At 53.1% G+C, this 25802-nt stretch carries 25 protein-coding genes; 7 read left to right on the forward strand and 18 right to left on the reverse strand.

All coding sequences use genetic code 11. From position 1 onward, the window contains the following. Window positions 1-24: 24 nt before the first annotated feature. The 6 genes from AC3G2T_RS21580 to AC3G2T_RS21605 form a co-directional block, all read right to left on the reverse strand. Complete coding sequence (locus AC3G2T_RS21580; protein ID WP_488436849.1) at window positions 25-1278, reverse strand: enolase C-terminal domain-like protein; 1254 nt, start codon at window positions 1276-1278, stop codon at window positions 25-27. An 86-nt stretch (window positions 1279-1364) separates the two neighbouring features. Beyond that, window positions 1365-2069, reverse strand: coding sequence for a FadR/GntR family transcriptional regulator (locus AC3G2T_RS21585; RefSeq protein WP_474685370.1), 705 nt, complete (start codon window positions 2067-2069; stop codon window positions 1365-1367). A 105-nt stretch (window positions 2070-2174) separates the two neighbouring features. Next, window positions 2175-2927: an SDR family oxidoreductase gene (locus tag AC3G2T_RS21590; RefSeq protein WP_488436850.1), complete on the reverse strand. Its 753-nt coding sequence runs from the start codon at window positions 2925-2927 to the stop codon at window positions 2175-2177. A gap of 20 nt (window positions 2928-2947) precedes the next feature. After that, on the reverse strand, window positions 2948-3958 hold the full coding sequence (locus AC3G2T_RS21595; protein ID WP_488436851.1) for a zinc-dependent alcohol dehydrogenase: 1011 nt from the start codon (window positions 3956-3958) through the stop codon (window positions 2948-2950). A gap of 222 nt (window positions 3959-4180) precedes the next feature. Then, window positions 4181-4606 (reverse strand): DUF3905 domain-containing protein, encoded by a 426-nt coding sequence (locus AC3G2T_RS21600; RefSeq protein ID WP_488436852.1) that lies wholly within the window; start codon window positions 4604-4606, stop codon window positions 4181-4183. Between the two features lie 9 nt (window positions 4607-4615). Further along, entirely contained in the window at window positions 4616-4750 is a 135-nt protein-coding gene (locus tag AC3G2T_RS21605) for a hypothetical protein (protein ID WP_488436853.1), read from the reverse strand. Window positions 4751-5139: 389 nt separating this feature from the next. On the opposite strand from AC3G2T_RS21605, the gene AC3G2T_RS21610 reads away from it, so the two are divergent. Beyond that, complete coding sequence (locus tag AC3G2T_RS21610) at window positions 5140-5664, forward strand: DoxX family membrane protein (protein ID WP_474685375.1); 525 nt, start codon at window positions 5140-5142, stop codon at window positions 5662-5664. Between the two features lie 36 nt (window positions 5665-5700). On the opposite strand, the gene AC3G2T_RS21615 is transcribed toward AC3G2T_RS21610, so the two are convergent. From AC3G2T_RS21615 to AC3G2T_RS21640, 6 genes are all read right to left on the reverse strand, one after another. After that, window positions 5701-6615 (reverse strand): polysaccharide deacetylase family protein, encoded by a 915-nt coding sequence (locus tag AC3G2T_RS21615; RefSeq protein ID WP_474685376.1) that lies wholly within the window; start codon window positions 6613-6615, stop codon window positions 5701-5703. A gap of 997 nt (window positions 6616-7612) precedes the next feature. Next, window positions 7613-7981, reverse strand: coding sequence for a hypothetical protein (locus AC3G2T_RS21620; RefSeq protein ID WP_488436854.1), 369 nt, complete (start codon window positions 7979-7981; stop codon window positions 7613-7615). 11 nt (window positions 7982-7992) lie between these two features. Then, window positions 7993-8679, reverse strand: a complete 687-nt coding sequence (locus AC3G2T_RS21625; protein ID WP_474685378.1) for a PspA/IM30 family protein — start codon at window positions 8677-8679, stop codon at window positions 7993-7995. Between the two features lie 3 nt (window positions 8680-8682). Continuing rightward, a complete protein-coding gene (locus tag AC3G2T_RS21630) occupies window positions 8683-9144 on the reverse strand; it encodes a PspC domain-containing protein (RefSeq protein WP_474685379.1) in 462 nt (153 codons plus the stop codon). A 7-nt stretch (window positions 9145-9151) separates the two neighbouring features. Further along, window positions 9152-9811, reverse strand: a complete 660-nt coding sequence (locus AC3G2T_RS21635) for a PspA/IM30 family protein (RefSeq protein ID WP_474685380.1) — start codon at window positions 9809-9811, stop codon at window positions 9152-9154. Window positions 9812-9854: 43 nt separating this feature from the next. Next, on the reverse strand, window positions 9855-10154 hold the full coding sequence (locus AC3G2T_RS21640) for a LiaF transmembrane domain-containing protein (RefSeq protein WP_474685381.1): 300 nt from the start codon (window positions 10152-10154) through the stop codon (window positions 9855-9857). A gap of 339 nt (window positions 10155-10493) precedes the next feature. Here AC3G2T_RS21640 and AC3G2T_RS21645 point away from each other — a divergent pair, with 339 nt between their 5' ends. Both AC3G2T_RS21645 and AC3G2T_RS21650 read left to right on the forward strand, forming a co-directional pair. Then, window positions 10494-11930, forward strand: a complete 1437-nt coding sequence (locus AC3G2T_RS21645; RefSeq protein WP_474685382.1) for an ABC transporter substrate-binding protein — start codon at window positions 10494-10496, stop codon at window positions 11928-11930. A gap of 586 nt (window positions 11931-12516) precedes the next feature. Continuing rightward, the gene (locus tag AC3G2T_RS21650) at window positions 12517-13524 is read left to right on the forward strand and encodes a metallophosphoesterase family protein (RefSeq protein ID WP_488436855.1); all 1008 of its coding nucleotides are present in this window, start codon (window positions 12517-12519) and stop codon (window positions 13522-13524) included. Between the two features lie 55 nt (window positions 13525-13579). On the opposite strand, the gene AC3G2T_RS21655 is transcribed toward AC3G2T_RS21650, so the two are convergent. The 5 genes from AC3G2T_RS21655 to AC3G2T_RS21675 all read right to left on the reverse strand — a co-directional run bounded on the left by AC3G2T_RS21655 (window position 13580) and on the right by AC3G2T_RS21675 (window position 20223). Then, the gene (locus tag AC3G2T_RS21655; protein ID WP_474685384.1) at window positions 13580-14278 is read right to left on the reverse strand and encodes a response regulator transcription factor; all 699 of its coding nucleotides are present in this window, start codon (window positions 14276-14278) and stop codon (window positions 13580-13582) included. Between the two features lie 114 nt (window positions 14279-14392). Next, window positions 14393-16603, reverse strand: a complete 2211-nt coding sequence (locus AC3G2T_RS21660; RefSeq protein ID WP_488436856.1) for a hypothetical protein — start codon at window positions 16601-16603, stop codon at window positions 14393-14395. Between the two features lie 42 nt (window positions 16604-16645). Beyond that, window positions 16646-17824 carry an ABC transporter permease gene (locus AC3G2T_RS21665; protein WP_474685386.1) on the reverse strand — a complete coding sequence of 393 codons (1179 nt, stop codon included), beginning with the start codon at window positions 17822-17824 and terminating at the stop codon, window positions 16646-16648. Next, window positions 17821-18540: an ABC transporter ATP-binding protein gene (locus tag AC3G2T_RS21670; protein WP_488436922.1), complete on the reverse strand. Its 720-nt coding sequence runs from the start codon at window positions 18538-18540 to the stop codon at window positions 17821-17823. Before AC3G2T_RS21670 ends, AC3G2T_RS21665 begins: the two co-directional genes overlap by 4 nt. A 36-nt stretch (window positions 18541-18576) precedes the next feature. Next, window positions 18577-20223: a permuted SH3 domain-containing protein gene (locus AC3G2T_RS21675; RefSeq protein ID WP_488436857.1), complete on the reverse strand. Its 1647-nt coding sequence runs from the start codon at window positions 20221-20223 to the stop codon at window positions 18577-18579. 255 nt (window positions 20224-20478) lie between these two features. Here AC3G2T_RS21675 and AC3G2T_RS21680 point away from each other — a divergent pair, with 255 nt between their 5' ends. Together AC3G2T_RS21680 and AC3G2T_RS21685 are read left to right on the forward strand one after the other, a co-directional pair. Beyond that, window positions 20479-20916 (forward strand): hypothetical protein, encoded by a 438-nt coding sequence (locus AC3G2T_RS21680; RefSeq protein ID WP_488436858.1) that lies wholly within the window; start codon window positions 20479-20481, stop codon window positions 20914-20916. 3 nt (window positions 20917-20919) lie between these two features. Continuing rightward, the gene (locus tag AC3G2T_RS21685; RefSeq protein ID WP_488436859.1) at window positions 20920-21042 is read left to right on the forward strand and encodes a hypothetical protein; all 123 of its coding nucleotides are present in this window, start codon (window positions 20920-20922) and stop codon (window positions 21040-21042) included. Between the two features lie 655 nt (window positions 21043-21697). Here the strand turns inward: AC3G2T_RS21685 and AC3G2T_RS21690 are convergent. Next, on the reverse strand, window positions 21698-21901 hold the full coding sequence (locus tag AC3G2T_RS21690; RefSeq protein WP_488436860.1) for a hypothetical protein: 204 nt from the start codon (window positions 21899-21901) through the stop codon (window positions 21698-21700). 285 nt (window positions 21902-22186) lie between these two features. Here AC3G2T_RS21690 and AC3G2T_RS21695 point away from each other — a divergent pair, with 285 nt between their 5' ends. Together AC3G2T_RS21695 and AC3G2T_RS21700 are read left to right on the forward strand one after the other, a co-directional pair. After that, a complete protein-coding gene (locus AC3G2T_RS21695; RefSeq protein WP_488436861.1) occupies window positions 22187-24709 on the forward strand; it encodes a family 14 glycosylhydrolase in 2523 nt (840 codons plus the stop codon). Continuing rightward, window positions 24663-25703 carry an alpha-amylase family glycosyl hydrolase gene (locus AC3G2T_RS21700; protein WP_488436862.1) on the forward strand — a complete coding sequence of 347 codons (1041 nt, stop codon included), beginning with the start codon at window positions 24663-24665 and terminating at the stop codon, window positions 25701-25703. Before AC3G2T_RS21695 ends, AC3G2T_RS21700 begins: the two co-directional genes overlap by 47 nt. Window positions 25704-25802: the final 99 nt, after the last annotated feature.

A 25802-nucleotide genomic window follows, 5' to 3' on the forward strand; every position in this document is an offset into this window, starting at 1 on the left:
TACGGTTAATTAACGACATTAAAATTACGGCTTTGCCGCAGTTCCGTCCGGCATACGCGCCAGCGTCCACTCCGGTATCGTGCCTTGGCACGGGTATTTCGCCGCCTCTTCTTCATCGAGATCGATGCCGAGCCCCGGCAGATCATTGACATACGCATATCCGTTTCTGACAGTCGGACAGCCCGGGAATACGGTCTGCAGCTGCTCGTTAAGCGGCGTCCACTCCTGGATGCCGAAGTTCGGCGAGCTTACGGACAAATGCAAGTTCGCCGCCACGCCGACAGGCGAAATGTCCCCGGGACCGTGCCATGCCGTCCGCACGCCGTAGAACTCTCCGAACACGGCCAATTTTTTCGCCGGCGTAATCCCGCCGATCGCGCTGACGTGAGCGCGTATAAAATCAATGTGACGGCTCGCGATAAGCGGCTTCCACTCGTTCACATTCGTAAACAGTTCCCCCATAGCGATCGGCGTACTCGTCTGCTGCCGGATCATGCCGATCCAGTCCAGATTTTCGGGCGAAGTCGGATCTTCCAGGTAAAAAAGATGGTACGGTTCCAGCTTCTTGGCCAATCTGACGGCTTCAATAGGAGCGATTCTTTCATGGATGTCATGAATCAGTTCAATGTTGTAACCGAGCTTGGCGCGAAGGTGCTTAAACAAGCTTTCGATGCTCTTCGCATACGCTTCCGGATCGAAATAGACCCCTTTTTGCAAATTGTCCGGTGAATGCTTCGGCTTCAAGTTATCGGCCCGCGAAATGACGCTGGCGATCAGCCGCGTATCCTCGGTGCCGCTCCCGCCGTACATGCCCATCTGCACGCGGAGGTGCTGGTACCCCTCGTCCATTAACTTTCTGGCGTTCTGCTCCACTTCGACTTCATTGCTTCCGTCAACATGGCGGTACAACGCAATCCCGTCGCGGCATTTGCCGCCCAGTAGCTCATACACCGGCAGGCCCGCCACTTTGCCTTTAAGATCCCAGAGGGCCATATCGACGCCGGACAGCGCGTTGTTCATAATCGGCCCGTTCCTCCAATACCCGCTAACGCTCGCGCTCTGCCATATATCCTCTATTCTTGCCGGATCCTTGCCGATCAAAAACGGCCTCAAGTAATCTTCAATCGCCGATTTCACCGCATATATCCGTTGGGTAAAAGTGGCGCACCCCAGTCCGTACAATCCTTTCTCGTTCGTCTCGATTTTTACGACGACCAGATCGATGCCGCCCGGAGCGGTTAAAATCACTTTTACATCTTGTATAATCAAGTTCCTCATCCCGGTACCATCCTTTTAACCGCACACTCAACTTGTCAGTTGTCCTACATGTAACCGGACAAATAAACGAAGCCTGCCTGCGGCTTTTATTTATTTGTTTTAATGATTTGCTTCATCTTGGTGACATTGCCTTCCATCGCTTCCTTGAGTATACGCTGGGCGGTGGCGCTGTCCCTTTTTTGAATCGCTCGCAAAATGTTGATATGCGTCTCGATGCTTTCGATCGTAACGCCAAAAACCCTGTTCAGCTCTTCCAAATAAAAATAATAAATATTTCGGATTCCCTGGGTCACTTTATAAAAAACGTCGTTCTTCGAGGCTTTAGCGATAGAGAGATGAAAATCGAAATCGGCTTCCGTATACTTCTTGTAATTGTTCCTGTTGTTAATCATTTCGTTTAACGTACGCTCGATTTCCTGAAAGTCTTCCTCCGTCCCGTGCAGCGCGGCGAGCTCTACGCTTTTGAATTCCACAGTTTGGCGAAACTCCATCATATCCAAAAATTCCTTCTCGCTCAGGCGCATAATCGGTGCCGAATCGATAAGCGTATACTCGCTGGGCACTTCGGAGACAAACGTTCCTTTGCCCTGATAAGTCGCTACAATGCCCATATCCCGCAGCTTTTGAATGGCGCTCCTGACGCTGACTCTGCTCACCTCGAACATGTCGCAAAGCTTGCTTTCGGACGGAATTTTGCTGCCCACTTTCCATTGTCCGCTGCGGATATGCTCATTCATTTGCTCGAATACGCTGTTTACAATATTATTTTTTTGAATGGACTTTATGCTCATGCGCGAACCCTCTTCCAAACATGTCATACAGGTAACTTCAATTATATAACACGTTTTGGAATCCGTAAACGGTTTCACGCAGCCCGGTATGCAAATGGCTTTGCGCTACCGGCCGAGCCAGCCTCCGTCGACGGCAAGCAAATGCCCGTGAATATAAGCGGCAGCGTCGGAAGCGAGAAAAACCGCCGGACCTTTGAAATCGTCAGGATCGCCCCATCGCCCCGCAGGAATCCGCTCCAAAATTTGCCGGCTCCGGACGGGATCGTTGATCAGAGCCTCATTCATGTCCGTAGCAATGTACCCCGGTACGATTGCGTTCACATTTACCCCCTGCGAAGACCATTCGTTGGCCAGCGCTTTGGTCAATTGCGCTACAGCTCCTTTGGCCGAGGCGTAGGCCGGAACCGTAATCCCCCCTTGAAAAGAGGCAAGCGAGGCGATGTTAATAATTTTTCCGCTTTTTTGAGCGACCATATGCCGGCCCGCTTGCTGGCACAGCACCCAAACCGCTTTCAAATTGACTTGCAGCACGGCGTCCCAGTCTTCCTCGGAAAAAGTGACAGCAGGCGAACGGCGCTGTATGCCCGCGTTATTAACAAGAATATCGATGCTGCCAAATTTATCCAGAACCGTCGGCACGGCTTCTTTCACCTGCTGCGGGTTGCTCATGTCGCAAGGAATAATCTCGCATTTGACGCCCAACCGCTCGATTTCCCGTTTGACCTCGTCCTGCTCGGGAGAACGTTGGAGCAATGCGATATCCGCCCCCGCCTCCGCCATGCCGAGGGCTATGGATCTGCCGATGCCGCGGGTGCCTCCGGTGATGGCGGCCGTTTTGCCTTTTAGGCTCAATAACATGTTGAATCCCCTCCTGTTGTTTACGGATGAAACAATACTTTCAACGAAATCTCGGTATTCTCCATGTATTCAAATCCTTGTTGGATCTGCTCTAGCGGAAGCTTGTGGGAAATTAAAGGGGCTACGTCAATGATTTTCCGCTCCATCAGCCGGATCGCTGCGGCAAAATCGCTCGAATTGGCGCATCTTGTCGTCGTTAAACCTATTTCCCGGAAATGCATCGCAGCCAAATCAACGGCGGGCGCCTGTTTGTACACGCTGACAACAACCGCTTTGCCTTGAAACTTAATACATTCAATCATTTGTTTCGCTGTGATTTGCGTGCCTGCGACTTCAAATACGACATCGGCCCCGACGCCCTTCGTATGGGCAAGGACGACTTCTTTGATATCGGTCTGTTTGGCGTCAATTGCCGTAAAACCCATTTGCCTGGCGATTTCCAGACGATAGGGGCTAATATCCGAAATGAAAATTTCACCGGCGCCGGCCTGTCTGGCTACCAAACCGATCAGCAAGCCGATTGGCCCTGCTCCCAAAATAGCTACGCTGTCTCCGATTTTTAAATCCGAGCGCCGCACCGTATGAACGGCCACAGCTAGCGGTTCGGTCAGCGCCGCCTCGGCGTCGGACACATTGTCCGGCAGACGGTGAAGCCGGTTAACGGGAACCGCCACGTATTCGGCGAACCCTCCGTCCCTGTCTATGCCGATACATCTCAAAACGGCGCACACATGATATTGGCCGGCCCGGCAAGCCGCACATGTCCCGCAAGTCAAATAAGGCTCGACGGTAACCCGGTCCCCCGGCTGAAAATCATCGCTGCCGACGACCTTTTCAACCGTTCCGCTGAATTCGTGCCCCATTACCAAAGGCGCCTTGGCCCGGGGATGCTTGCCGGCATAGATCATCATATCCGTGCCGCAAATTCCCGCATAAGCTACCTTGATTAGCGCTTCGCCCTCCTGCACAACCGGAATCTCGACGGATGCCGGCTGCACCTGTTTCTCGGCGACATACATACCTGCTTTCATGTCTATTCCTCCACTCCAAACTTGTCATACAAATTTATTTTAACTTGTCATACAACTATTCTACTTCATTTCCCCTCACCTGTAAACGCTTTATTTATTTTAATGCCGTTTTCCCGAATAGATGGCCGAAAAAAACGCTCCGCCCGCATTAGCCCATCACTGGCTGCACACCGTGCAAGAACCAGCTCAGCCAGCCTGTACACCATGCAGAAAAAGCGAAAGCTACGCTTCCGCCTCGTCGTCCTTTTTGCCGGAATCATCGACCGGTTCGGCCTGCCCCAGCTTGTATTCGTATGCCACATCTTTATCCGGATGCATGAAAATGCCGCTTTGCGGGGAGATGCCCTTTTCGAAATAGTCCCGGTTCTCGGCTGTCTGAAAGCCGATATCCTTGTAAGGATGCACCCAACCGTCGCCCGCCATGACGAACGGGTCGGTTTCCTTGCTCCAATTCTCTAACGGGGAATTAGCGGATTCGTAGTTATGGTCGCCGATGACGACCCCGTGCTCGTTGACAAAAGCTTCGCGCGGACCGCGGCCGTGCTCGAATTGCGGCAGGAAGTCGATCTCGAACGGATCGAGCCCGCCGCCCGGCTCTTCATGCTCCCGCCCGGCCGCCTTCGGCTTCCGTTGCTCCTGGTCGCTCATAGTGTCCTCCTAATCTGCGGGTTGGTTCGGGCCATCCAGCTTTTTATCGACAAAGCCTTCTTTGCCGAATTCAGCGGATTGCTTTTGCAGCTCCTTGTTTTGCTGCTCGTGCTGAATTTGTTCTTTGGAATCATTGCGATTCATGCTCGGTCAGCTCCTTTCTGCATGTATTATGTGTCATTGTTGGAAGAAGCATTCAGGCCGCAAGAATCCGGGCAAAAACCGGCTGCCGCTGGCCCTAACAAACGGATCGTACCGCGCGCAGCTCCCAGTACCCGATGTTGTGCTGCATGACGGTGGTCGGTCTATCACATGCGCCCAATGTTGCGCCGAATGATGGCGGTCGGTCGACCACTTGCGCCCAATGTTGCGCCGAATCACGACAGGCGGTCGACCACTTGCGAGGCATCTAAAGTACCCGACGACGGTTTTGGAGTGGTAACTTAAAATAGGCATTATATTGTGATTTTTTTCACATACGTACGGGAAAAACGGGTTTATACTAAAACCATAGAAGAGAGGAGCTGGTTCAAATGATGAAATGGCTAAGAGAAAATAAGTACGCGGCGATGCTGCTGACTCTCGTTCGATTGTATGTAGGTTGGGAATGGGTCACTGCAGGCTGGCACAAAATTACAGGGGAAAAAGCGTTCGACGCAGCCGGTTATCTGCAAGGCGCAGTTACGAAGCCGGTGCTGGCTGCGGGGACAACGGATCTTGTATACCCGAACTTCGTGGCTTTCGTCAAAGGTTTCGCTCTGCCGAACGTAGGCATTTTCAACTTCCTCGTGCCTTGGGGCGAACTGTTGGTCGGTCTGGGCCTTATACTTGGCGCATTGACGACCGCAGCGGTATTCTTCGGGCTGATTATGAACTGCATGTACATGTTTGCAGGCACCGTTAGCACGAACCCTTGGCTGATGCTTCTCGGATTCTTCATTATTGCGGCAGGCGCGAACGCAGGCAAATTCGGCGTGGACCACTTGATCCTCCCTTACATTCACAAATGGATCGACAAGTTGTTCGTGGCGCTGCATCTAAAACCTAAATTGAGATAAAAGAGGGGCTGTTGCCCCTTCTTTTTTTGTTAGCTGTCACTCCAGGAAGTGAAACGTGAACGAAGACTTGGTCAGTTTTTCAAATCGAAAGCCGTCCTCTTTCAACCGGCGGATGATCACGGGAAGCGCTTCGACGGTCGTCGTTTTGAAGGAACTGTCATGCATCAGGACGATGATGTTTTGCTTGCCCCGGCTTGCGCCCAGCACCGATGCGATAATCATGTCTTTATCCTGCACGGGAGCCGCCGCGTCCGTCGAGCTGACATTCCAGTCGAAGTACTGGTAGCCGTCTTCCTGCATCGCTTTGACGATTTGGCTCATGATGCCCCTTCCGCCCGCCTTCCGGCTCAAATGATTGTTCGAGCCCCCCGGAAACCGGATAATGTCCGGCCGGTAGCCGACAGTCTCCTCCAGCAGCCGGTCCAATCGGCGGGCGTCATTTTTAAATGCCTCCACGGATCTATATATCGACCTGTAGTTATGGGAAAACGTGTGATTGCCCAGTGCGTGCCCGTCTGCCGCAATTCTTTTGTAAAGCGCCCTCCCCTCGCCGCTGTCCGAACCGACAACGAAAAAGGTCGCCTGCACGCCATTGTTTTTCAAAATGCGCAAAATTTTGTCCGTGCTTTGAGAAGGGCCGTCGTCAAACGTTAAGAAGGCCGTTTTTTGCCGGGCATGGGGTGTCGGCGAGGCTATCGGAGGTTTGTTCCGGCGGACGCCCGAATAAAAATGCTGCCTCTCCACGATAGAGTCATCCTCAAAAGCTGCGGCGCCGGGAGTAGTCAGGGCTTTTGCCTGAGCCTGGGGAGAGGCCTTGATTACAGGGGTGCCTGACGCCTCCGGCCGATGCGGTCCTGCGCTGCACCCGGCGAAGCCCGCACCTGCTAACACAAGCACAGCGGCAAAAGCGGATCGAATCATTAATGCCCTTAATGCAGGAGCTTCACCCATAACCACTTCCCTCCCCCGATGGAAATACAACCATTCAACGTCCTTATTATGGCTATACTGTGCCTTCCGGGCTCTGGTAATTTTTTGAAAGGCGCTCCCTACCCTAATGTTTCGACAATTCCGTTCATTATTTCCCAGGAAATGCGCCGAAATGCCGCAAATCGCCGAATTCGACGAGGCCCCATTGCAAATTGTGCAATGGCAGGCAGCCTCTTAGGCGCTTTCGGCGCTGCTCGTTGCATAGCAAGCGAAGGGCAAGATCGCCATCGAGCTAAAAGATTTAATTTGTTTGGCATCCGAGGCGGCATTGGCTCAATAGCTTGACGCCGAAGATGGCAAAGCCATTCGATAAGTGGCACCTACAGCCAAGGGGGCCTCAATTGGAGGCGCTTCCAAACGTGAAACGGCTTGCCAGGCCGAAAAAACCTGCGAAAGTGCAGGCTTTTTCCGGGAAAGCGGCTCATTTTTGGGAAAAGCCTGCAATTGTGCAGGAATTCCTGATCCAAATGGGTCTGAGCGTATCTATTCGCTGAAAAACCTGCATTTTTGCAGGAATATCTCGTTACAAACACCTCAACGAGCAAAAACCTGCACTTTTGCAGGCTTTCTGCACGTAACGCTACCAAACGGACAGGCTCCAACCTAGCCTGCGAGTTTTTCGGCAATCTGATGCATTGCCAACCAGATGCACCCTCTCCTCGCCTGCGAGTTTTCAAGCAAGTCTGATTTTTGCAGGCAGGCTTTCTGCGCACGAGCGCGGTGCAGTCGATGCCTTAACAACGAAAGCCATGTAGTCGACCGACCGCCATCATGCTGTGCAACACCACGCGCTGGGAGCTGCGCACGATGCGAGCGCTACGTGTCTGAACGCGGCTTTATCGTTGCACATTTTACAACGCGGCGGCTGCAAAGCAAAAAGACCGTTATCGGCCAAGTGTTACCGGCTTCTAACGGTCTTCCATATTCGAGCGAGCACCCGTACAGTGCCGCTTTCAAGCTACTTTTTCGCTAAATGTATCGTCTCCTCGCTGTCATCCCATTGGATCCGGAGGTTAAAACCGTCCTCATCCGCATAAGGCGTATCCAGCGTAGATGATCCGCTAATTTTCAAGTTTTTCAAGCGAGTGTCGCTTTCGCCGTGCTGCTTGAAATTTTTGCTGTCTTCGAAGGAGTAACGAACATTTACAGGCTGAGTATCTTTGCCGGTATATTTGATGACGTATGATTGTTCATTTGAGGATGGACGAACGGAACAATCGACGCTCCAGGATGCGCTCTTGCCGCTAAAATTTGCCGGCTTGGAATTGGAGCAGCCTACCAGGCCTATTATACCGAATAGGATCAGGCACACGATCCATGGTCTCATAGCCGGGCCGGTTACTCCCCGGCGCCGCCGTTCAGCTTTTCTTTCAACAGGCTGAGCTGCTCGTCGACTTTCGCTTGCTTAGCCGTGTCGACCGGCGTGTAGCTGCTGACAGTTCCGGCTGGGACGTACGGTTTGCGGGCGATTTCCGCTTCCACTTCCATCTGCATAATTTTTTCTTCCATGCGTTGGAAGCCGCGGGATGCGTTGCCGCTTTCGATCACACCGTTGTAAGATACTTGGGCCATTTGTTTTTTCGCTTTCGCCAATTGGGCGCGGGATACGAGCTCGTTGCGCTTGTTGCGCATTTTGTAGAACTCATCCTTCATTTCGTGCAGCTGCTGTGTCAGCTCATCCGCTTGGGCTTTGGAGCCGGCGTGCATTTCAGTGTACTCGACGATTTTTTCTTCGTGGTACAGCTTTTCTTCAAGGTTTTGACGGGCGAGCGCTTCCTGACCGTTTTTCAAAGCCACCGCCGCTTTCGCTTCGCGGTCGGCCGCAAGGCGGACGGACTCTTCCAGACGCTGCTTCAGCTTGCGCTCATTGGCGATTTGACGGGCAACTGTGACTTCGGCTTGAGCGATTTCCTGCTCCATATCGCGAAGGTACTGGTTCAGCATAACGATCGGATCTTCGATTTTGTCCAGTACCTCGTGAATCGATGCTTTTGTCATATCTTTCATTCTTGTAAATACTCCCATGGTTTACACGTCTCCTTTGTTTGGATCATTTTTATTTTCGTAACGAGCGACTTTCGCTCTTAATTCTTCGATTTCTTTTTGCAAAGCTTTTTTCTCGATATCTTTCATCATTTCATCGATGCTGCTCGATTTGTCGGGGGCACCGTAAGCGGGGTTATAAGCTCCTGCTCCTGCTGGTCCGGGTCCCGGCTCCGCATGAGGCTTATGGGGCGTGTAGCCTCCGTTGTAAGCATGTCTGCCGTAAGATCCGGCATAAGGATCGTAAGGCGGGTGGTCATATCCCGGCTCTTTGGGGATCACGATCGCAGCAATAAAGTAGATGAAGATAACGGTGCCTCCGGTGAAAAATGCCGTAATAATCACCAGCAGACGCAGCAGCGTCGCATCCACATTCATCGCCTCGGCGAGTCCGCCGCAAAGGCCGGTCACTTTCTTGTCTCTCCTTGAGCGATACAATTTGCCCATGTTGTTTTTATCCCTCCTGCTTCAGTTTATTGCGCAAAGCTTCCATCTCGGCGTCAACCGCCGGATTGCCGACAGAGTAATAGCTTTCGCGGCTCATTCGTCTTACGTCGCGGAGCGTTCTGGCATGAAGCTCCATATCGGATACACGCTCTTCCAGGCGTCCGAACATCCGCGGTGTCGCATCCTGCGTCATGCTGCCCATCCGGGCGTTCAGCCTTTGCTGCAGGCGGGCGGATTCCATTCTCGCCAAATAGTAGCTGCGTTTGTCTGCCACTTCCTTGTAATCGGCTTTCAGCTGCTGTAGTTCTTCATCCAGCTCGAGGATGGATTGCTTGGCCTGATCGTAAAGCTCGCGATACTGCTCGCTTTTCTCCTCGGCTTGCAGCTTCTCTTGAAGCACGATCCGGGCCATATGTTCTTCCCCGGCTTTCAAAGCCAGCATCGCTTGATGCTCGCGCTTTTCCTTCGTTTCCAACGCCGTTAAGTATTGCTGCCGCAGCGCGGCTGCGTGACTTACGCATTGCTGGTACAGCTTCTCGGATTGATGCAGCTGCTCGCGCTGCGCGGCCAAGTATTGGTCAATTAATCGAACCGGGTCTTCCGACCGCTCCAGATGCTCATTCAGCGTTGCCACGGTTATGTCTCTCATTCGCCTGATCAGGCTCATCTCGCATACCACCTTTTTCCATCACTGTATTTCGTAAAGCCGATTATATTCTCGCTCTTCCCGACAACATCGACACTCCGTAAGCGATCAATCCGATCGCCAGCAGGATGATCACCCATCCGGCCAGTTTTCCCAGCAGGATGACAATGCCCAGCGCTGCAATGATCCAACCTAGTTTGCTTCCGTTTTTGATGCCGACATAGCCGAGTCCGATCATAATAATCGGAACGACATAGCCCATTACCGAACCTATGACCGGTCCCAGGTGAACGCCGAGCTTATTCAGCAAAATCAGCGCTCCGAAAGCGATCAGCAGAGCCGCGAAACCTGTGTTTCTGTTCATTGCTTGTCACCGCCTTTCTTCTTGTGTATGGTTTCTCTCGTTCATGTCTTTATTTTAGGCAAAACGGGGTCTGGGCAAAACGGACCCGCGACGGTTTTTGAACCTAGACCTAAGTCGGGGCGCCGGTCAGACCTAAGGACAAAACCATCGCCAACCCGTCCGCTCCGGGATTTCCCAGGCTTATGGCGCGGCCGCCGCCCTCAACTATGGGGGCCCGGAACGCTCATGATTTTGACGAAAATAGGTAAAATTTGTAACCCTACCATTTTTCAGTGTATGATAGAATCGACGGACGTTATTTTTTTATAAATGAATAATCGGTTATGGAGGTTAATGAACATGAAACGATGGATTGGAACGGCTGCCGCTGCTGTGCTGACGGTTGCGATGGCCGGGTGCAACGGGGTGCAGTCTGCCGGCGGCAATACGGGGGCAGGGGCGCTTAAACAGCTTGGCAAAGACGAGAAGGCCACAATCAAGGTGATGTACTACGATAAGAATTCCTTTTTTCAGCAGTACGGAAATCTCTTTATTTCGAAGTATCCGAATATTGATATCGAAGTTGTGTCCAATCAGGGCATTTACGGCGAAGGTAAAGATCCGGAAAAAGAGATGGAAAAGCTGATCGAAGAGGAAAAACCGGACGTTCTGTTCATACAGAATCTCGAAACGCTGGAAAAATACGTGGAAAAAGGACAGCTCTACGCGCTTGACGATGTAATCAAGCAGGATAAGTTCGACATTGAGAACTTGCTGCCGGCGACGATTGAAACGATCAAATCCAAGGGCCAGGGCAAACTTTATGGCTTGTCCCCCGATTTTTACGGCCAGGCGCTCTTCTACAATAAAGACCTGTTCGAGCAAAACGGTGTGCCGCTGCCCAAAAATCAAATGAGCTGGGAGGAAGTGTTCGAGCTTGCCAAGCGCTTTCCTACCGATGGACAAGGCGACCAACGCATCTACGGAATAGCCCCATATTCATACATGTCGACCGAAGACATGGGCTTCCAGTTGATGAGCGGCATCGGCATGACGCAGGGCCTCTCCTACATAGACGCCGAGAATATGAAAGTCACTCTTCAATCCGATGCCTGGAAAAAAGCGCTCGAGATTGCGGTCGATGCGATAAAATCCGGCGCTATCTATACGCGCAAAGAAGAAAACAACAATGGCGCTGCCCGCATGTATGAAGATTATCTCCTGCAAAATCCGTTCGTTGCCGGCAAAGCGGCGATGACCATCGAAGGCAATTATTTGATTGACAATATGCAGCAAGCAAAAGAACGGCTCAAAGATAAATTCAAGCCTTTCAACTGGGAAGTCGTCACCGTGCCCGTGGATCCGCAAAACCGCGAGTATTCGAACAGCGTGAGCGTTTCGCAGCTGTTCGGAATCAACGCACAGTCGGCCAACACCCGCGCCGCATGGGAATTCGTGAAATACGTCAACAGCGAAGACTACGCCCGGGTAGTGTCCAAATCTTCGCAAAGCATGCTCACCCGCACCAAATACATCAAGGAGAAAGACGGGCATAATATGGAGGCTTTCTATCTCCTGAAGCCGAATCCCGATTCTCCATTTAAAAACTACGAAAAAATACCGAACGGCTTCTACCAGCCTTTCTCCATGGTGGCCAATCAAGAGATCAAGGCTGTGACGGAGGGCAAAAAGACCGCTGGCGAAGCGCTGCAAACGATTCAGCAGACTGGGCAGGAAGCTCTGATTAAAGCGAAACAGGAAGAAGACGCCAAAAAAGCGGCCGAACCGCAAAAATAGCAGTGACAGAAGCAGGCAGGCTTCGCCCGATAACGGGCGGGCCTGTTTTATTTGTATACGCCCCCCAGTTCGACTGGGGGGATGGGAGCCGGTCTGCCAACCGCTACCACTTGCGAATCGTGGAAATCTGTTCGAAATTAAAAATCATATAGAAAAGCGCAAGAGGAATCGCACCGCGCGCAGCTCCCAGCGCGCGGTGTTGCGCTGCATGACGGCTGTCGGTCGACCACAACTGCAAAAGGCCGTCTCATGGCAACCCGTTACAGCATCCGCCCGACGCAGCCCGATTTTGAGATCGAACACGCCAGCGTGCATGCGCCGAACATCCCATTCCTGTCTGTCGCCAGGCGGACGAACCCAAATGATGGGCCAACCTGTTTGCAGGTGAGCCAGTGAAAAAGGGCGGGAAAGAGGCTAGGGCTGATGGAAGCCACCGGCTAAACCGGTGGTTATGACTTGTATAAAATGATGCGGCGTAAGCGCACACTAGGAGTCTGTCCGATGCACCACGTTGAGGGTATGCACAAAAGTATCTCCGTCGGACAGACTCCTAGTTCATTATTCAGGAAAGCAGGTATACGCATTGATGAAAAGATCGCTTCGGCCCGCCGTGGCCGCCGCCGTCATAGGGCTGCTGCTTGCGGGAGCCTCGCTCGCGCATGCTCCGGGAGCCAGGCCGGCATACGCAGCGGCGGAGCTTCCCGCCGCGCCGCTCTTCTCCTTCTCCGTGCTCAGCGACATCCACATTACGCCGGCGGATGCCGAATCCCACAAAAGGCTGCGCGCGGCGCTCAGCGATCACGCGGCCGTCCGCCCCGACAGCAGGCTGCTCGTGCTGAACGGCGATCTCACGAACGGAGATGAAGCCGATTACCGCTGCCTGCTGGGGATTTTGGGCAAGCTGCCTCATCCTCCGGTTCACGCGACGATGGGCAATCACGAATACTACCGCATGTGGCGAAAGCCCGGCGGCGGCATGGATACGGCCAGGCTCAACCCGGACTGGTCGAGCATGCGGGCCGTGGAACAATTCACCCGAATGTTCCACTATGACAAGCCGTATCACGAGCTGCTCCTCGAGGGATACCGCTTTTTGTTCCTGAGCGGCGAAGCCTACCGCGATGTCGATCCGGCGGCAGGCGAGGACGCCTGGCTGTCCCGGGCGCAGCTGAGCTGGCTGCAGGCCCGGCTCGACGCGGCTGCCGGGGCCGGCAGGCACAGGCCCGTGTTCGTGTTCCTGCACCAGCCGCTACCGCGGACGCTCGACGGGAGCGGCCTGGAGCGTGGCGTGGTGCAGCACGAAGCGCTGCGGGCGCTGCTTGACGCGCATCCGAATGCAATCCTGTTCAGCGGGCACACGCACTGGAACCTGGAAACGACGCGGCAAGTGAAACAGCTTCGCTTTCTTGCCGTCTCCAGCGCGTCCATCCGTCAGGTGTGGAACGCCCGCGGCGAACCCGAGACCCGCCCCGTCAGCCAAAGCCTGATCGTGGATGTGTACCGGGACCGCGTCGCCATTCGCGGCCGGGAGCACTCCCGGAAGCGCTGGATCGAGCCCGCTTTCGAAAAGACTTACGATGCCGCCCCCTCTTAGGAGTCCGCAGCTCCGTCCGCCAAACTCCCAGGAGCCTGTTCGACGGAGTAGACTCCTAACTGATAAAACCCTGATCGTGCTCGCCGATCATCTCAAAACGGTAGCCGAGCCCTCGAATGGTTGTGAACACAATCTGATCCGACATCGCCCCCAACTTGCTGCGCAGTCTCTTGATATGTACATCAACCGTACGCTCGTCACCGGCATAATTCACCCCCCACACCTGTTCGATCAATTGGCTTCTCGTCAAAATCTGGTTGGGGTGGCTGGCCAGCGTGAAGAGAAGCTGGAACTCCTTGAGCGGCAGGCAAATACTCTCCTGGCCGATCCTCACTTCATGTCTGGCCCGGTCGATCATCAAATCGCCGATCTCGATTCTTGTGGAAGCGATGATCCGGTACCGTTTGAGCAAAGCCCTCACCCTCATAACGAGTTCTCCGGAATGATACGGCTTCGTCAAATAATCGTCCGTGCCCAGTTGAAAACCTTTCATAATATCCTCATGCTCGCCTTTGGCCGTTACGATCAGCAAAGGGATGTTGGCATTTTTTCTCAGCTCGCGAACCAGCTGCCAACCGTCCCCGTTCGGCAGCATGACATCGAGAATAATCAAGTCCATCTGGATTTGTTCCAAATACTCCAGCGCCTGCTTGCCGCCGGATACGCAAGCCACCTCGAAACCTTCTTCAATAAGCGTGCTTTTGAGCCGCTGCCGAACGGATTCATCATCGTCAACGATGAGTATTTGCGCCATCACTCAGCCCACCTTTTTTATGTTTCATTTTGCCAACGCCAAAGGGGCGTATGTACGTACTGCGCATACAACGCCCCATCGGTACGCGGGTGTGGAATAGAAATCGATAAACCGTTACTTCAGCTGTTTGACCAGACGTTTTGCCGTTCCGTTCGGCGTATTGATCGTTTCGTACACATTGACATGGTACGTGCTGGAATCCTGTTCTTCTTTCAGCGAGGAAAACGTAATTTTTTGCTTGCCGCTGATCAGTTTGTCGGTTCCGGTAAACGTCATTGTCGTCGTGCCGACCACCCGGTCAAACGAATCGACCAGATCGAATTCCATGTTCGAGAAGTTCGAATCCACGATCACCGGATCAGGATGCTGCAGATCCAAGTCCAGATTCAACTGGTACGTGTACGAGCCGCTGTTGTATGTCCAGCTGAGATTGTAGTAGTTCAGCTTGATCTCGAACGGATAGAAGGAGATGGTGTCGCCGTCCGTATCCGGTTGAATGCTGACCTGATAATTGCCGAGCGTTACGCTGCCCTGCGAAACCGACTTGTCGTCAAACACGCGGAGAGCGAAGGAATCGTCTTTCTCCGATTGCGGGAGCAGGTAGGAGTAGCTGACCACATAGGAAGTGCCTGGCGTGATTTGCGTGGCAACCGAGCTTTGTCTCGTGCCTGTAAACGTGTTGCCTTTGCTGTCCACCAGCTCATTTTCCAAATCCGGCATTGCGATCGGGCTGGAGCCGTTGTTCGTAATTTTGTATTTGCCGATTGCCGTCTTGTACCCCAAATCTACGTTATCGTGAACGTGGAATTCCACGAGAGAGACATCCAGATTTTTGTTAATAATGTTGTTGCTGTTGAATGTAAATTTGTCGCCTAATGTATACGAAGTTGCCGCTGTGTAACCGTTGTTCGCCGCAGTCGCGCCTTTTAACAGGAATATCGTAACCGGCATCTGATTGTCGGAACCGCCGGACGAAGCCGTGCTGGATGAAGTTGTCGACGTCGCAGTCGTGGTCGAAGCCGTAGAAGTCGTACTGGTCGTTGACGTGCTGCTGGACGTGCTGCCGGAAGTCGTAGACCCCGAAGTCGATTTGCTGGTCGTACCGGAGCTTGAGGTCTGCTTCCAAAGCACGAGCTGGGCTGTCTGCGGATCGACTCCGCTTGGCAGAATGGCATTGAAGTAGTAGGAAACGGACTTCTGCGGGTCCAGATACGTGTCGCGGGCCGAGTTATCGGTTGACGAGACCGAAGCGCCGGCATCCCCGAACTGATAAGAAGCCAGGAACGTTGGAACCGCCGCAACCGAGTCTCCTTCATTGCTTAGCGTCACCACCGTTTGGATATGAACGCCGTCCACTTGCGTTGTATAGGTCGCTTTATCCGCTTTGACCGTCAAATGCTCGCCCTCGAGCTGGCCGAGGTAGTCCTGCTTTTCCCCTAGCGCGGCAGTTTTGAAGGAAGCTCCCATGTTCATCGTGCCCAAAGACACTTCCTCGCTGGAGTTCATGTAATAAAATTCCAGGGAAAGCCCGCTTTCCGGCAGCTGTTTGGATACCGCCGATTGCAGCGTTATATAGCCCGTTTGCTTGGGAATAAATGTCTGGTCCCCGCCGTCCGCGACGGAAGCCGTATATTTCAAGCCGTTGGCGTCCACAAGGCGCACCAGAAGCCCGGAAGGAAGCTTCAGGCTGTCCGTGCCCAAATTGGTGACGGACAATTGCGTGTACGTGTACCATTTGCCGTCTTTGGAAGCTTTGACGCTTTGACCGAGCTGGAACGCGACGGAGGCGTCGTCCGCAAGCGTGCTGTCCAGGGTATGTAGGTTCAGGACTTCCTCAGGCGCGCTTGATTGACCTTCCTGAACTACATTAGCGACGGACAGCTTGCCCAAATGGTCCATGAAATCCGACTGGCTGTTGTCCCAGCGGAACACTTCCACTTGAAGCTGATCCGCGGTTTCGCCCGAAGCTATGCTGGAATAGAAGCGGAACGTTTGATCCTGCCCGGGCTGCACGCTAGCGCTCTTTTTCTCGCTGAGACGCGCCGTATAGTTGTGGCCGGAGGAATCCGTAACGCGAACGCCGTAATTGTTGAAATCGATAGCCTGATTGTCTCCGTTATGGAGTTTGACCCCGAATTGCAATGACGAGGACGACAGCGATACCTGTTCCAGGCTGAAGTAGGAGCTGTCGGAAATAAACACACCCTCGGCCGCCGCTGTTGCGGAAGGAGCCGGAACGGCCCAGGACATCGCCATAATGCCGCCGGATAATAAAAGTGCCAAACTGGTACGCTTGAGTGAAATGGACGTAAGTTTACGTTTCAAAATGAATACCCTCCTTGTAGTGTGTGGATAGTCGTGATGTCATCAATCAAAACGCAGCGCATCGATCGGTTTCAGTTTCGAAGCTTTGTTGGCCGGATAGAGGCCGAATATGACGCCTACCAAAGCGGAGAACAAGAACGCGTACAACCCGACGCTTATCGATAAGCTGGTTTCCTGGCTCGGGTTGATATACGGCCATGCCAGGGCAAGTCCTACACCGACAATGAGCCCGATCAAACCGCCCATTCCGCTGATCAACGTCGCTTCAACGAGGAATTGGAGCAAAATGTTGCGCCGCTTGGCGCCGATCGACTTGCGGATACCGATTTCCCTCGTTCGCTCGCTTACCGTAACGAGCATAATGTTCATAATTCCGATGCCGCCGACGAGAAGTGAGATCGCCGCAACCGCGACCAGCTGATTCGTCAGCGTGCTGGAAGCCGATTGCCGGGCGCTGATCAACTCGGAAGAGTTGAAAATGTTCCAGCCCGAGGTGCTTTTGAACTTGTTGGTCAGGTACATCTCCAGATAGGTCTGGACTCTGCTGACAGTGTCTCCCGACGTAGCTTCCACAGAAGCGGAACGGATGGAGCCCAGCTTGAAGTCCCTGCTCATCGTCGGCAGCGGCACCAGCACCGCGCTGTCCAGCGATGTGCCGCTGGTGTTGGAGCCTTTGCTTTGGAGCACCCCGATGATCGTATACATATAGCCACTGACATTAAGCTCCTCATTGAGCGGGTCGTTCGTGCCGAAAAACTCCTTGGCGACATCGCTGCCGATCACGGCTACGTGATTGCGGAAATCCAGGTCCGCTTGGGCAAAAAAGCGTCCGCTCGCCATTTCGCCTTTCTGCAAGGTCAGGTAACGGTCATTGGTGCCGATGACGTTGTAAGTTTCCTGATCGCGGTCGTATTTAATATTCGCGCTGTTTTTGGTCATCGTAGGCGCGATGGCGCTGATGCCTGCCGTGCCTTCCAGCTGCATAATTTCATCGTACTCCAGCTTGGTCGCCCTCCCGCTTCCCATCAGGTTGATGGTGAGCAGGTTCGTTCCGAGACCCTCGTACTGCTTTTCGATCGACTTGGACGTTCCTTGTCCGATCGCAACGAGCGTAATCACCGAGCTTACCCCGATGATCACCCCGAGCATCGTCAGAATCGTGCGCAGCGGATTCGCCCGGATCGTTGCGAACGCCATTTGAAAAAGTTCCCATGGCCTCATGTATAAACCTCCTCCAGCTTGTTGCCGTGCAGGGCCAGAGGCGTATTCCTTACATCCCGAACAATTTCTCCATCGCGCAAAGTCACAACACGGCTCGCATTATCGGCAATATGATTATCGTGGGTAATCAGTACGATCGTATTGCCCTGTTCGTTCAACTGCTTGATCAGTTCCAGCACTTCGATGCCCGTCTTCGAATCGAGCGCTCCCGTCGGCTCATCCGCCAAGATGAGCGAAGGCGAGATGGCGAGCGCACGGGCAATCGCCACCCGCTGCTGCTGTCCGCCGGAAAGCTCGCTGGGCTTGTGGTGCCCGCGCGTTCCCATGCCCAGCTTTTCCAGCATGATTTGCGCCCGTTCCCTGCGGGCTTTCGAAGGTATGCCTGCATAAATCATCGGAAGCTCCACATTTTCAATAGCCGAAAGCCGGGGCAGTAAGCTAAATTGCTGGAAAATGAAGCCAATCTTCTTGTTTCTAAGCTCCGCCAGCCCGTTGTCGGACATGTTCTCGGTCGACACGCCGTCCAGCGTGTAGCTGCCCGATGTGGGAGTGTCCAGCAGTCCGATCGTATTCATCAGCGTCGATTTGCCGGAGCCGCTGGGACCGATAATGGCTACAAAGTCGCCTTCCTGAATCTCAAGCGAAATTCCCTTCAAAATTTGAAGCGTGTCTTCGCCGCGAGTGTAACTTTTAACGATCTGTTTCAGTTCGATCATATTCATACGTCTTCGCTCCCTTCCTGCAGCCGGCTGTTAGCGTCCGCCGCCTCCCGTTCCACCGCCGCCGTTGCCGCCGCCTCCGCCGCCGGGGAATCCATCCGGAGGGCCGAACTGGTTCTGCTGGGTGGTCGTCGTTGTTTTTTTCGTTGAGTTCACAACTTCATCGCCTTCGCTGAGGCCGCTTGCGACCTCGACCTGGGTTTTGCTTTTAATGCCTATGGTGATTTCATGATTCTCTTCTGTCGTACCGTCCGCCTTTTTCAGCGATACCGTACTTTTCCCTTTGGTCGTCTTGACCGCCTGGATAGGAAGCACCAAAATGTCCTTTTTGTCCTGGATATAAATTTCCGCAGTTGCCGTCATGGCGTATTTCAAATCCGTCGCTTCGGTATTTTTAATCGAGATCACCGCATCATATGTCGTTACTCCATTGGAAGTCGTACCCACGTTGGAAACCGATGTCACTTCTCCCTCAAAAGATTTGCCCGATATGGCGTCAACCTTGACCGTGGCCTTCTGGCCGACCTTGACACTGGTCAAATCAAGCTCGTCGACCGCGATGGCCAACTGCATCGTACTCAAACTTGCGACAGCGCCGAGCGTAGTGTTTGCTTCAACCGACGCGCCGACCGGATAGCTGTTCAGCACGTTGCTTTTGCTGTTGGCAAAATCGGCGGAGAAAATGCCGTCAAACGGAGCTGTGATCGTCAGTTGGTTCACCTTTTGCTGGGCGTCGTCCACTTTGATCTTTTGGCTGTCGATCGAAGCTTCTTTGCTGATGATATTGTTTTGCAGGTCATCGTTGAACAACGTCGCAATCGTATCGCCTTGATTCACCGGATCGCCGTCTTTGAATTTCAGATTCTTGATCGTGCCGCTCGCTTCAGCGAAAATGGCGGAAGTTCGGACATAATCCAGCGCAGCCTGTGAAGTCGAATCCGTTTTGCTGCTGCCGTTGGTGATAGTTCCTTTCACTTTGGTTCCAGCCGACAGCGTTCCGTCGTTCTTGACGTAAACTTCGATATTGACCAGCTTGTTGCCGTTGGCATCCGCCTGGATGTCCCGGTCGATCGATTGCACGGTGCCGACTTTGGAAAGCAGGAAACCGTCGACGGTCAGCTCGACCGGATCTCCCTGTTTCAGTTGAACGGCCTCTTGCAAAGCAAACGGCAGCTTCACCTTGAACTCGGATGTGTCGGATACGGTGCCGACTTTCGCGTTTTTATTGACCGTGCTGCCTACATCGAGGTTGGAGACCAGCGTCAGCTTCCCGCTAATGGGCGCTGCGATGCTCATGTGGCTCTGCTCGCCCTGCAGCTCGACCAACTCTTTTTGCATCTGATCGAGACTCACCTGCGCCTCCTTCAAATTCGTTTCCGTCGAAGGAACGGACAGTTCGACCAGAACATCGCCTTTTTTCACAGCCTGATTCTTCGTCAGATTCATCGTTTTAATGATGCCGTCGACAGGCACGATAATATTTTGCATATTTTGCGCCTGAAGCTGCGAAGTGCCGGAAATCGTGGAAGTGATCGAACCTTTCGTCACTTTCATCGTCGTCTGCTGGGACGTCGTGGTGGTCGGCTGCGATTTCTTATGTAAATAGTAATAAGTGCCCGCCCCGCATAACAACGCAGCCAAAACCACGATGATCCACTTTTTTTTGTTGCGAACTTTCATCCGTAAATCCCCTCTCCATGTCCTCGAACTTTTGAATGTCTCAGTCATTGTCGCTTGATAAATCCAAGTGTAAAGCTTGTAACTGAAACGCGTCTGAGCATAGGCTTAAAATAAGTTGAACGGAAGCTGAAAATTTGCTGAAAGAAATTGGAAGGTCGGGACAGGGGTCCCGTGCTTACAGAATCGCGCGGAGCTCCCAGCGCGCGGTGTTGCGCTGCATGACGACGGTCGGTTGACCCTATGGTGTATAATGGGTTGCAGGGTAAGAAAGGGGCGTTCGGACTTCATATGGGAGCAAGCTACGATGGTCTTTTTAGAAAAGCTGTACTTATTGGCTATATTGGCTGGGCTTTGCTGCTTCTCGATCTGCTGTTGTACATGGGGACGCGATTTGTTCGATCGATTGATGCTTGGAATCTTTTGATACTGATGTTCATCGCAGTTTGTGCGACCGTCTTTTGGGGGATTTTCGCCATTTTCGGATTGGCGTTGATTGCGCACGATCTTAAGCTGAAAAGATTGCTGGAGGAAGAAACTCCTGTTTCCGAACGCGAGTTGAAAGTTATGAACAGCCGATTTTTGAAAGGCATGCTGCTCAACGTGCTCTTTGTTGCGGCCGATTTGTTAATCGTTTACCGGATTTACAAAGACATATTTGAGATTTCAACGCTGGACATTACGGTTGGGGTGTGAGTAATGAAAAACCAAGCCGTGGGGGCTGCGCGATTTTTAGCCGCGTTCGGAATGGGCGCCTGCTCGGTTCCCCACCCGCAGGGTACTCCGGCGAAGACGGTGCCGGATGGAGGGATGACTCCGTGAAAAAGGCGCTGCCCGGTAGGAGGGGGCTTCGGCGAAGATGGCGCTGCCGTATGTGAGTCGGCTTTGCGGCCTTGTAAAGCCTGCGATTGTGCAGGTTTTGTGAGGGAAGCGGTTTGTTTTGGGGAAAGTCGAGTTGTGCGGGAATTTTCGGTTAGAATCGGCCTAAGGAGCGCGACCGTTTATAAAACGGCAAGGCTTGGCATCCCCATCAACCTGCGATTGTCAGGCAGTTGAGAAAACATACATTGGAGAGACACATCAGAAAGACGAATCTCTATAAACGCGTAGAAAACCTGCGAAAATCAGATTGTTGACAAAATGACGGGTTAGAGGAAACAGAGAAGGCAGCTGCTCTTCCCAACCCATGCCTCTCCTGTATGGGTTGTTGTAGCTGAAGTAAGCCTTGCTTCTCCTGCGAGGGCTGGTCGCTGAAGTAAGCCCCGCTTCTCCTGTGGGGGTTTTGGAGTGCTGAAGTAAGCCCCCACTTCTCCTGTGGGGGTTGGAGTGCTGAAGTAAGCCCCCACTTCTCCTGCGAGGGTTGGGGTGCTGAAGTAAGCCCCCACTTCTCCTGCGAGGGTTGGGGTGCGGGGCACAAGGCGGCCTGGTAGGGGAAAACCTGCAAAAGTGCAGGTTTTCCCCGTAGAAATAGCCCATTTTAGCGAAAAGCCTGCGAAAGTGCAGGAATTTTCTGCGAAAATGACTCTGAGCCCAGGTTCGCGGCGAAAAGCCTGCACATTTGCAGGAATTTGTCGTGGCCGGCGTATCCATCGAGCAAAAACTGCACTTTTGCAGGTTTTCTTCGTGCCGCTAGGCAGATGGGGTAGCGTTGGCGGGTGAGTTTTCCGGCGGTGGTGCTCATCGTTACCATCCCCGCCGGCGTCATCTTTGCAGCGGACCGTGAACCTTTGTTTTGAGCATACGGATGCCGGAACCTCTATAAACGTGGGGCTGCACACACCCAGCAAACACTCCTCCCCTTTTTCGCCAATATTCGCCACCCCTCCACCCCATGTCAAAAGTTTCCACCTCTTTGTGCAATATTTTTGGTTTCCAACTATATGCAAAATATTTAAAGTAAATCTTGTAAACGTTTACTTTATTGCTGTTTTTAGAGGAAACCGGTTTCGAAAAATCGCCGAGGAGGATGTGTATTTTGAATTCAAGCAAAAAAGTCTGGAGGAAATGTTATCAGTTACTCTTAAGTGTTTTCGTGTTTGTTTCGGCTTTTTTCGGCTCTTTTGCGGGGACGGCCAGCGCGGATGTAGCGAGCGATTTTCAGGTTTCGGTCATGGCGCCTTTGATGAAAATAACCGATTGGAACGCTTTTAAAAACCAGCTGAAAACATTGAAAAACAACGGCGTCTACGCGCTTACGACCGATGTGTGGTGGGGCGATGTAGAGGCGGCGGGCGACAATCAATTCGACTGGAGCTACTACAAAACGTATGCCAACGCTGTAAGCGAATCCGGCTTGAAATGGGTTCCTATTCTTTCCACTCACACATGCGGCGGAAATCCGGGGGACGATTGCAATATCCCGCTCCCTTCCTGGCTGTGGAGCAAAGGAACCGCGGACGAAATGAAGTATAAGAGCGAAACCGGTTATGTAAACAATGAAGCGATCTCTCCGTTTTGGAGCGGTATCTCGCAGCAGTACAATGAGCTATATGCCTCTTTTGCGCAAAATTTTGCCGGATATAAAGCTATCATCCCCAAAATCTACCTTAGTGCCGGGCCGTCCGGCGAGCTGCGCTATCCTTCCTACTATAATGCGGCCGGCTGGAGCTATCCTTCCCGGGGAAAATTCCAGGTGTACACGGACACGGCGAAAAATGCGTTCAGAACCGCAATGATCGGCAAATACGGCTCTTTAAGCGGCGTGAATCAGGCATGGGGCTTGCAGCTGACGAACACGAGCCAGATTAATCCCCCAAGCGACGGCGACGTGTTTTATTCGGGAGGCGGTCACAACACGGCTTATGGAAAGGACTTCCTTTCATGGAATCAGAGCGTACTCGAAAATCATCTCGGCGTAATTGCGGCGGCAGCCCACAATAACTTCGATTCCGTATTCGGCGTTCGGATCGGCGCCAAAATTTCCGGCATCCACTGGCAGATGAACAACCCCGCGGCCCCTCACAGCGCAGAACATGCCGCAGGCTACTACGATTACAGCAGGCTCATTCAGAAATTTAAGGACAGCAATCTGGATCTGACATTTACCGCTTTGGAAATGTACGACAGCGGCACCGCTCCGGCTTATTCGCAGCCCTCTACCCTTGTCGATACGATCTCCTCGATCGCGGGTTCGAAAGGCGTCCGTTTGAACGGCGAGAACGCGCTGCCCACCGGCAACTTCCAGAAGATCGAAGAGAAAATTACAAAATGGAGCTATAACGGCTTTACGCTGCTGCGCCTCGCCAATATTGTCAACAGCGATGGCTCGCCTACCGGCGACATGGCGAATTTCAAACAGTACGTGATCAGCCACGCGAAACCAAGTGAAACGGAGCACAATCAAGTTACCGTTTATTACAAAAAAGGATTCGCTACGCCGTATATCCACTACCGGCCCGCAGGCGGCACCTGGACCAACGCACCGGGCAAGCCCATGCCGGATTCGGAAATAAGCGGCTATGCCAAAATGACCATCGACATCGGCTCCGCCACCCAATTGGAAGCCTGCTTCAATAATGGCAGCGGCACTTGGGACAGCAACAACACCCAGAACTATTTCTTCGGTGTCGGCACATCCACCTACACGCCGGGCACGAACGGCGCAGCCGGTACAGTCACGGCCGGAGCGCCTCAAGGCGGCGACACGACTCCGCCAACCGTGCCGACAAACTTGGCCGTGACCGGCAAAACAAGCGCTTCCGCTGCGCTAAGCTGGACCGCATCCACCGATACCGCCGGGGTGACCGGCTACGAAATCTGGCGCAATGGCGCCAAAGTAGGCGCCACTTCCGCAACAACCTACACCGATACAGGCTTGACAGCCGCAACGGCCTACAGCTATTCGGTAAAAGCTTTTGATGCGGCAGGCAACATTTCCGGTCCGAGCGCAGCCGTCAGCGTCACTACAGACCCGGTTTCCGGCGGCAACAGCGTCACCGTCTATTACAAAAAAGGATTCGCTGCGCCGTACATCCATTACCGGCCCGCAGGCGGTACCTGGACCACCGTACCCGGCAAGCCCATGCCGGATTCGGAAGTAAGCGGCTATGCCAAAATGACCATCGACATCGGCTCCGCCACCCAATTGGAAGCCTGCTTCAACAATGGCAGCGGCACTTGGGACAGCAACAATACCAAGAACTATTTCTTCGGTATCGGCACATCCACCTACACGCCGGGCACGAACGGCGCAGCGGGTACAGTTGCGGCCGGAGCGCCGAGCGGAGGAAATCCAAGGGGCAAGAACCCCCTGGGTACGGATTGGAGCAAACAAAGCATCTACTTCATCATGACCGACCGTTTCAGCAACGGAGACACTTCCAACGACAATTACGACGGCTTCAACTCCGACAAGAGCAACCCGTCCCAATGGCACGGCGGCGATTTTCAAGGAATTATCAACAACCTCGATTACATTAAAAATCTCGGAAAAAATCTCGGTTATGCTGGATGTCGTCCCCAATCACACTGGGGACTTCCAGCCCAATAACGGCTTCGCCAAAGCCCCATTTGACCAATACGATTGGTATCATCACAATGGCACCATCACAGACAGCGACTACAGCTCGAATAACCAGTGGAAAATCGAAAACGGCGATGTTGCCGGCCTGGACGACCTGAATCAGGAAAATCCGGCTGCGGCGAGCGAGCTGAAAAACTGGATCAAGTGGCTCGTCGGCGAGACGCAAGTCGACGGCTTACGCGTCGATACGGCCAAGCATGTTCCAAAATGGCTCCTCAAAGATTTTGACACGGCCGCCAATACGTTTACGATCGGGGAAGTGTACAGTGGCGACCCGGCTGCAAACGGCGATTATTCCAACTATTTGGACGCCGTTCTCGATTTTCCGATGTATTACACGATTAAAGATGTTTTCGGCCATGACGCGTCGATGACTAACATCAAAAACCGTTACGCGCAGGATTCGAATTACCGCGACGCCAAGTTGAACGGCGTGTTCATGGACAACCACGATGTCAAACGGTTCCTGAACGACGCCTCCGGCAAGCCGGGAAACAGTTCGGACAAGTGGCCGCAGCTCAAAGCCGCATTAGGATTTTTGCTGACATCGCGCGGCATTCCGATTCTTTATCAAGGTACGGAGCTGGGCTACAGCGGTGGCGCCGACCCGCAAAATCGCGAGGATGTGAACCCTAATCCGAATCACGAGCTGTACAAGTATATCGCCAAAATCAACGCCGTCCGCAACAGCCACCCTGCCCTGCAGAACGGCACCCAAAAGGAAAAATGGGCGGACAATACGTTCTACAGCTTCCAGCGTTCCAAAGACGGCGATGAAGCGATCGTCCTGATCAACAATTCCTGGAACCCGGAAACCCGGACCATCGGCAATTTCGAAAATCTCTCGAACGGCGTTACGCTTACGAATCAACTAGGCACGGATACCGTTCAAATTAACAACGGTTCGATAACGGTCACCCTGGCTCCCAAGGAAGTGAAAATATTTACAAAGACTAATTGACGCCATTAAACAAAAAGCATTGCCCCGGCGGCAAGCCGGGTACAGTGCTTTTTTGTCGGCCGAGTGCCGTCATGCAGCGCAACACCGCACGCTGGGAGC

This window comes from Paenibacillus sp. sgz302191 (assembly GCF_057749925.1).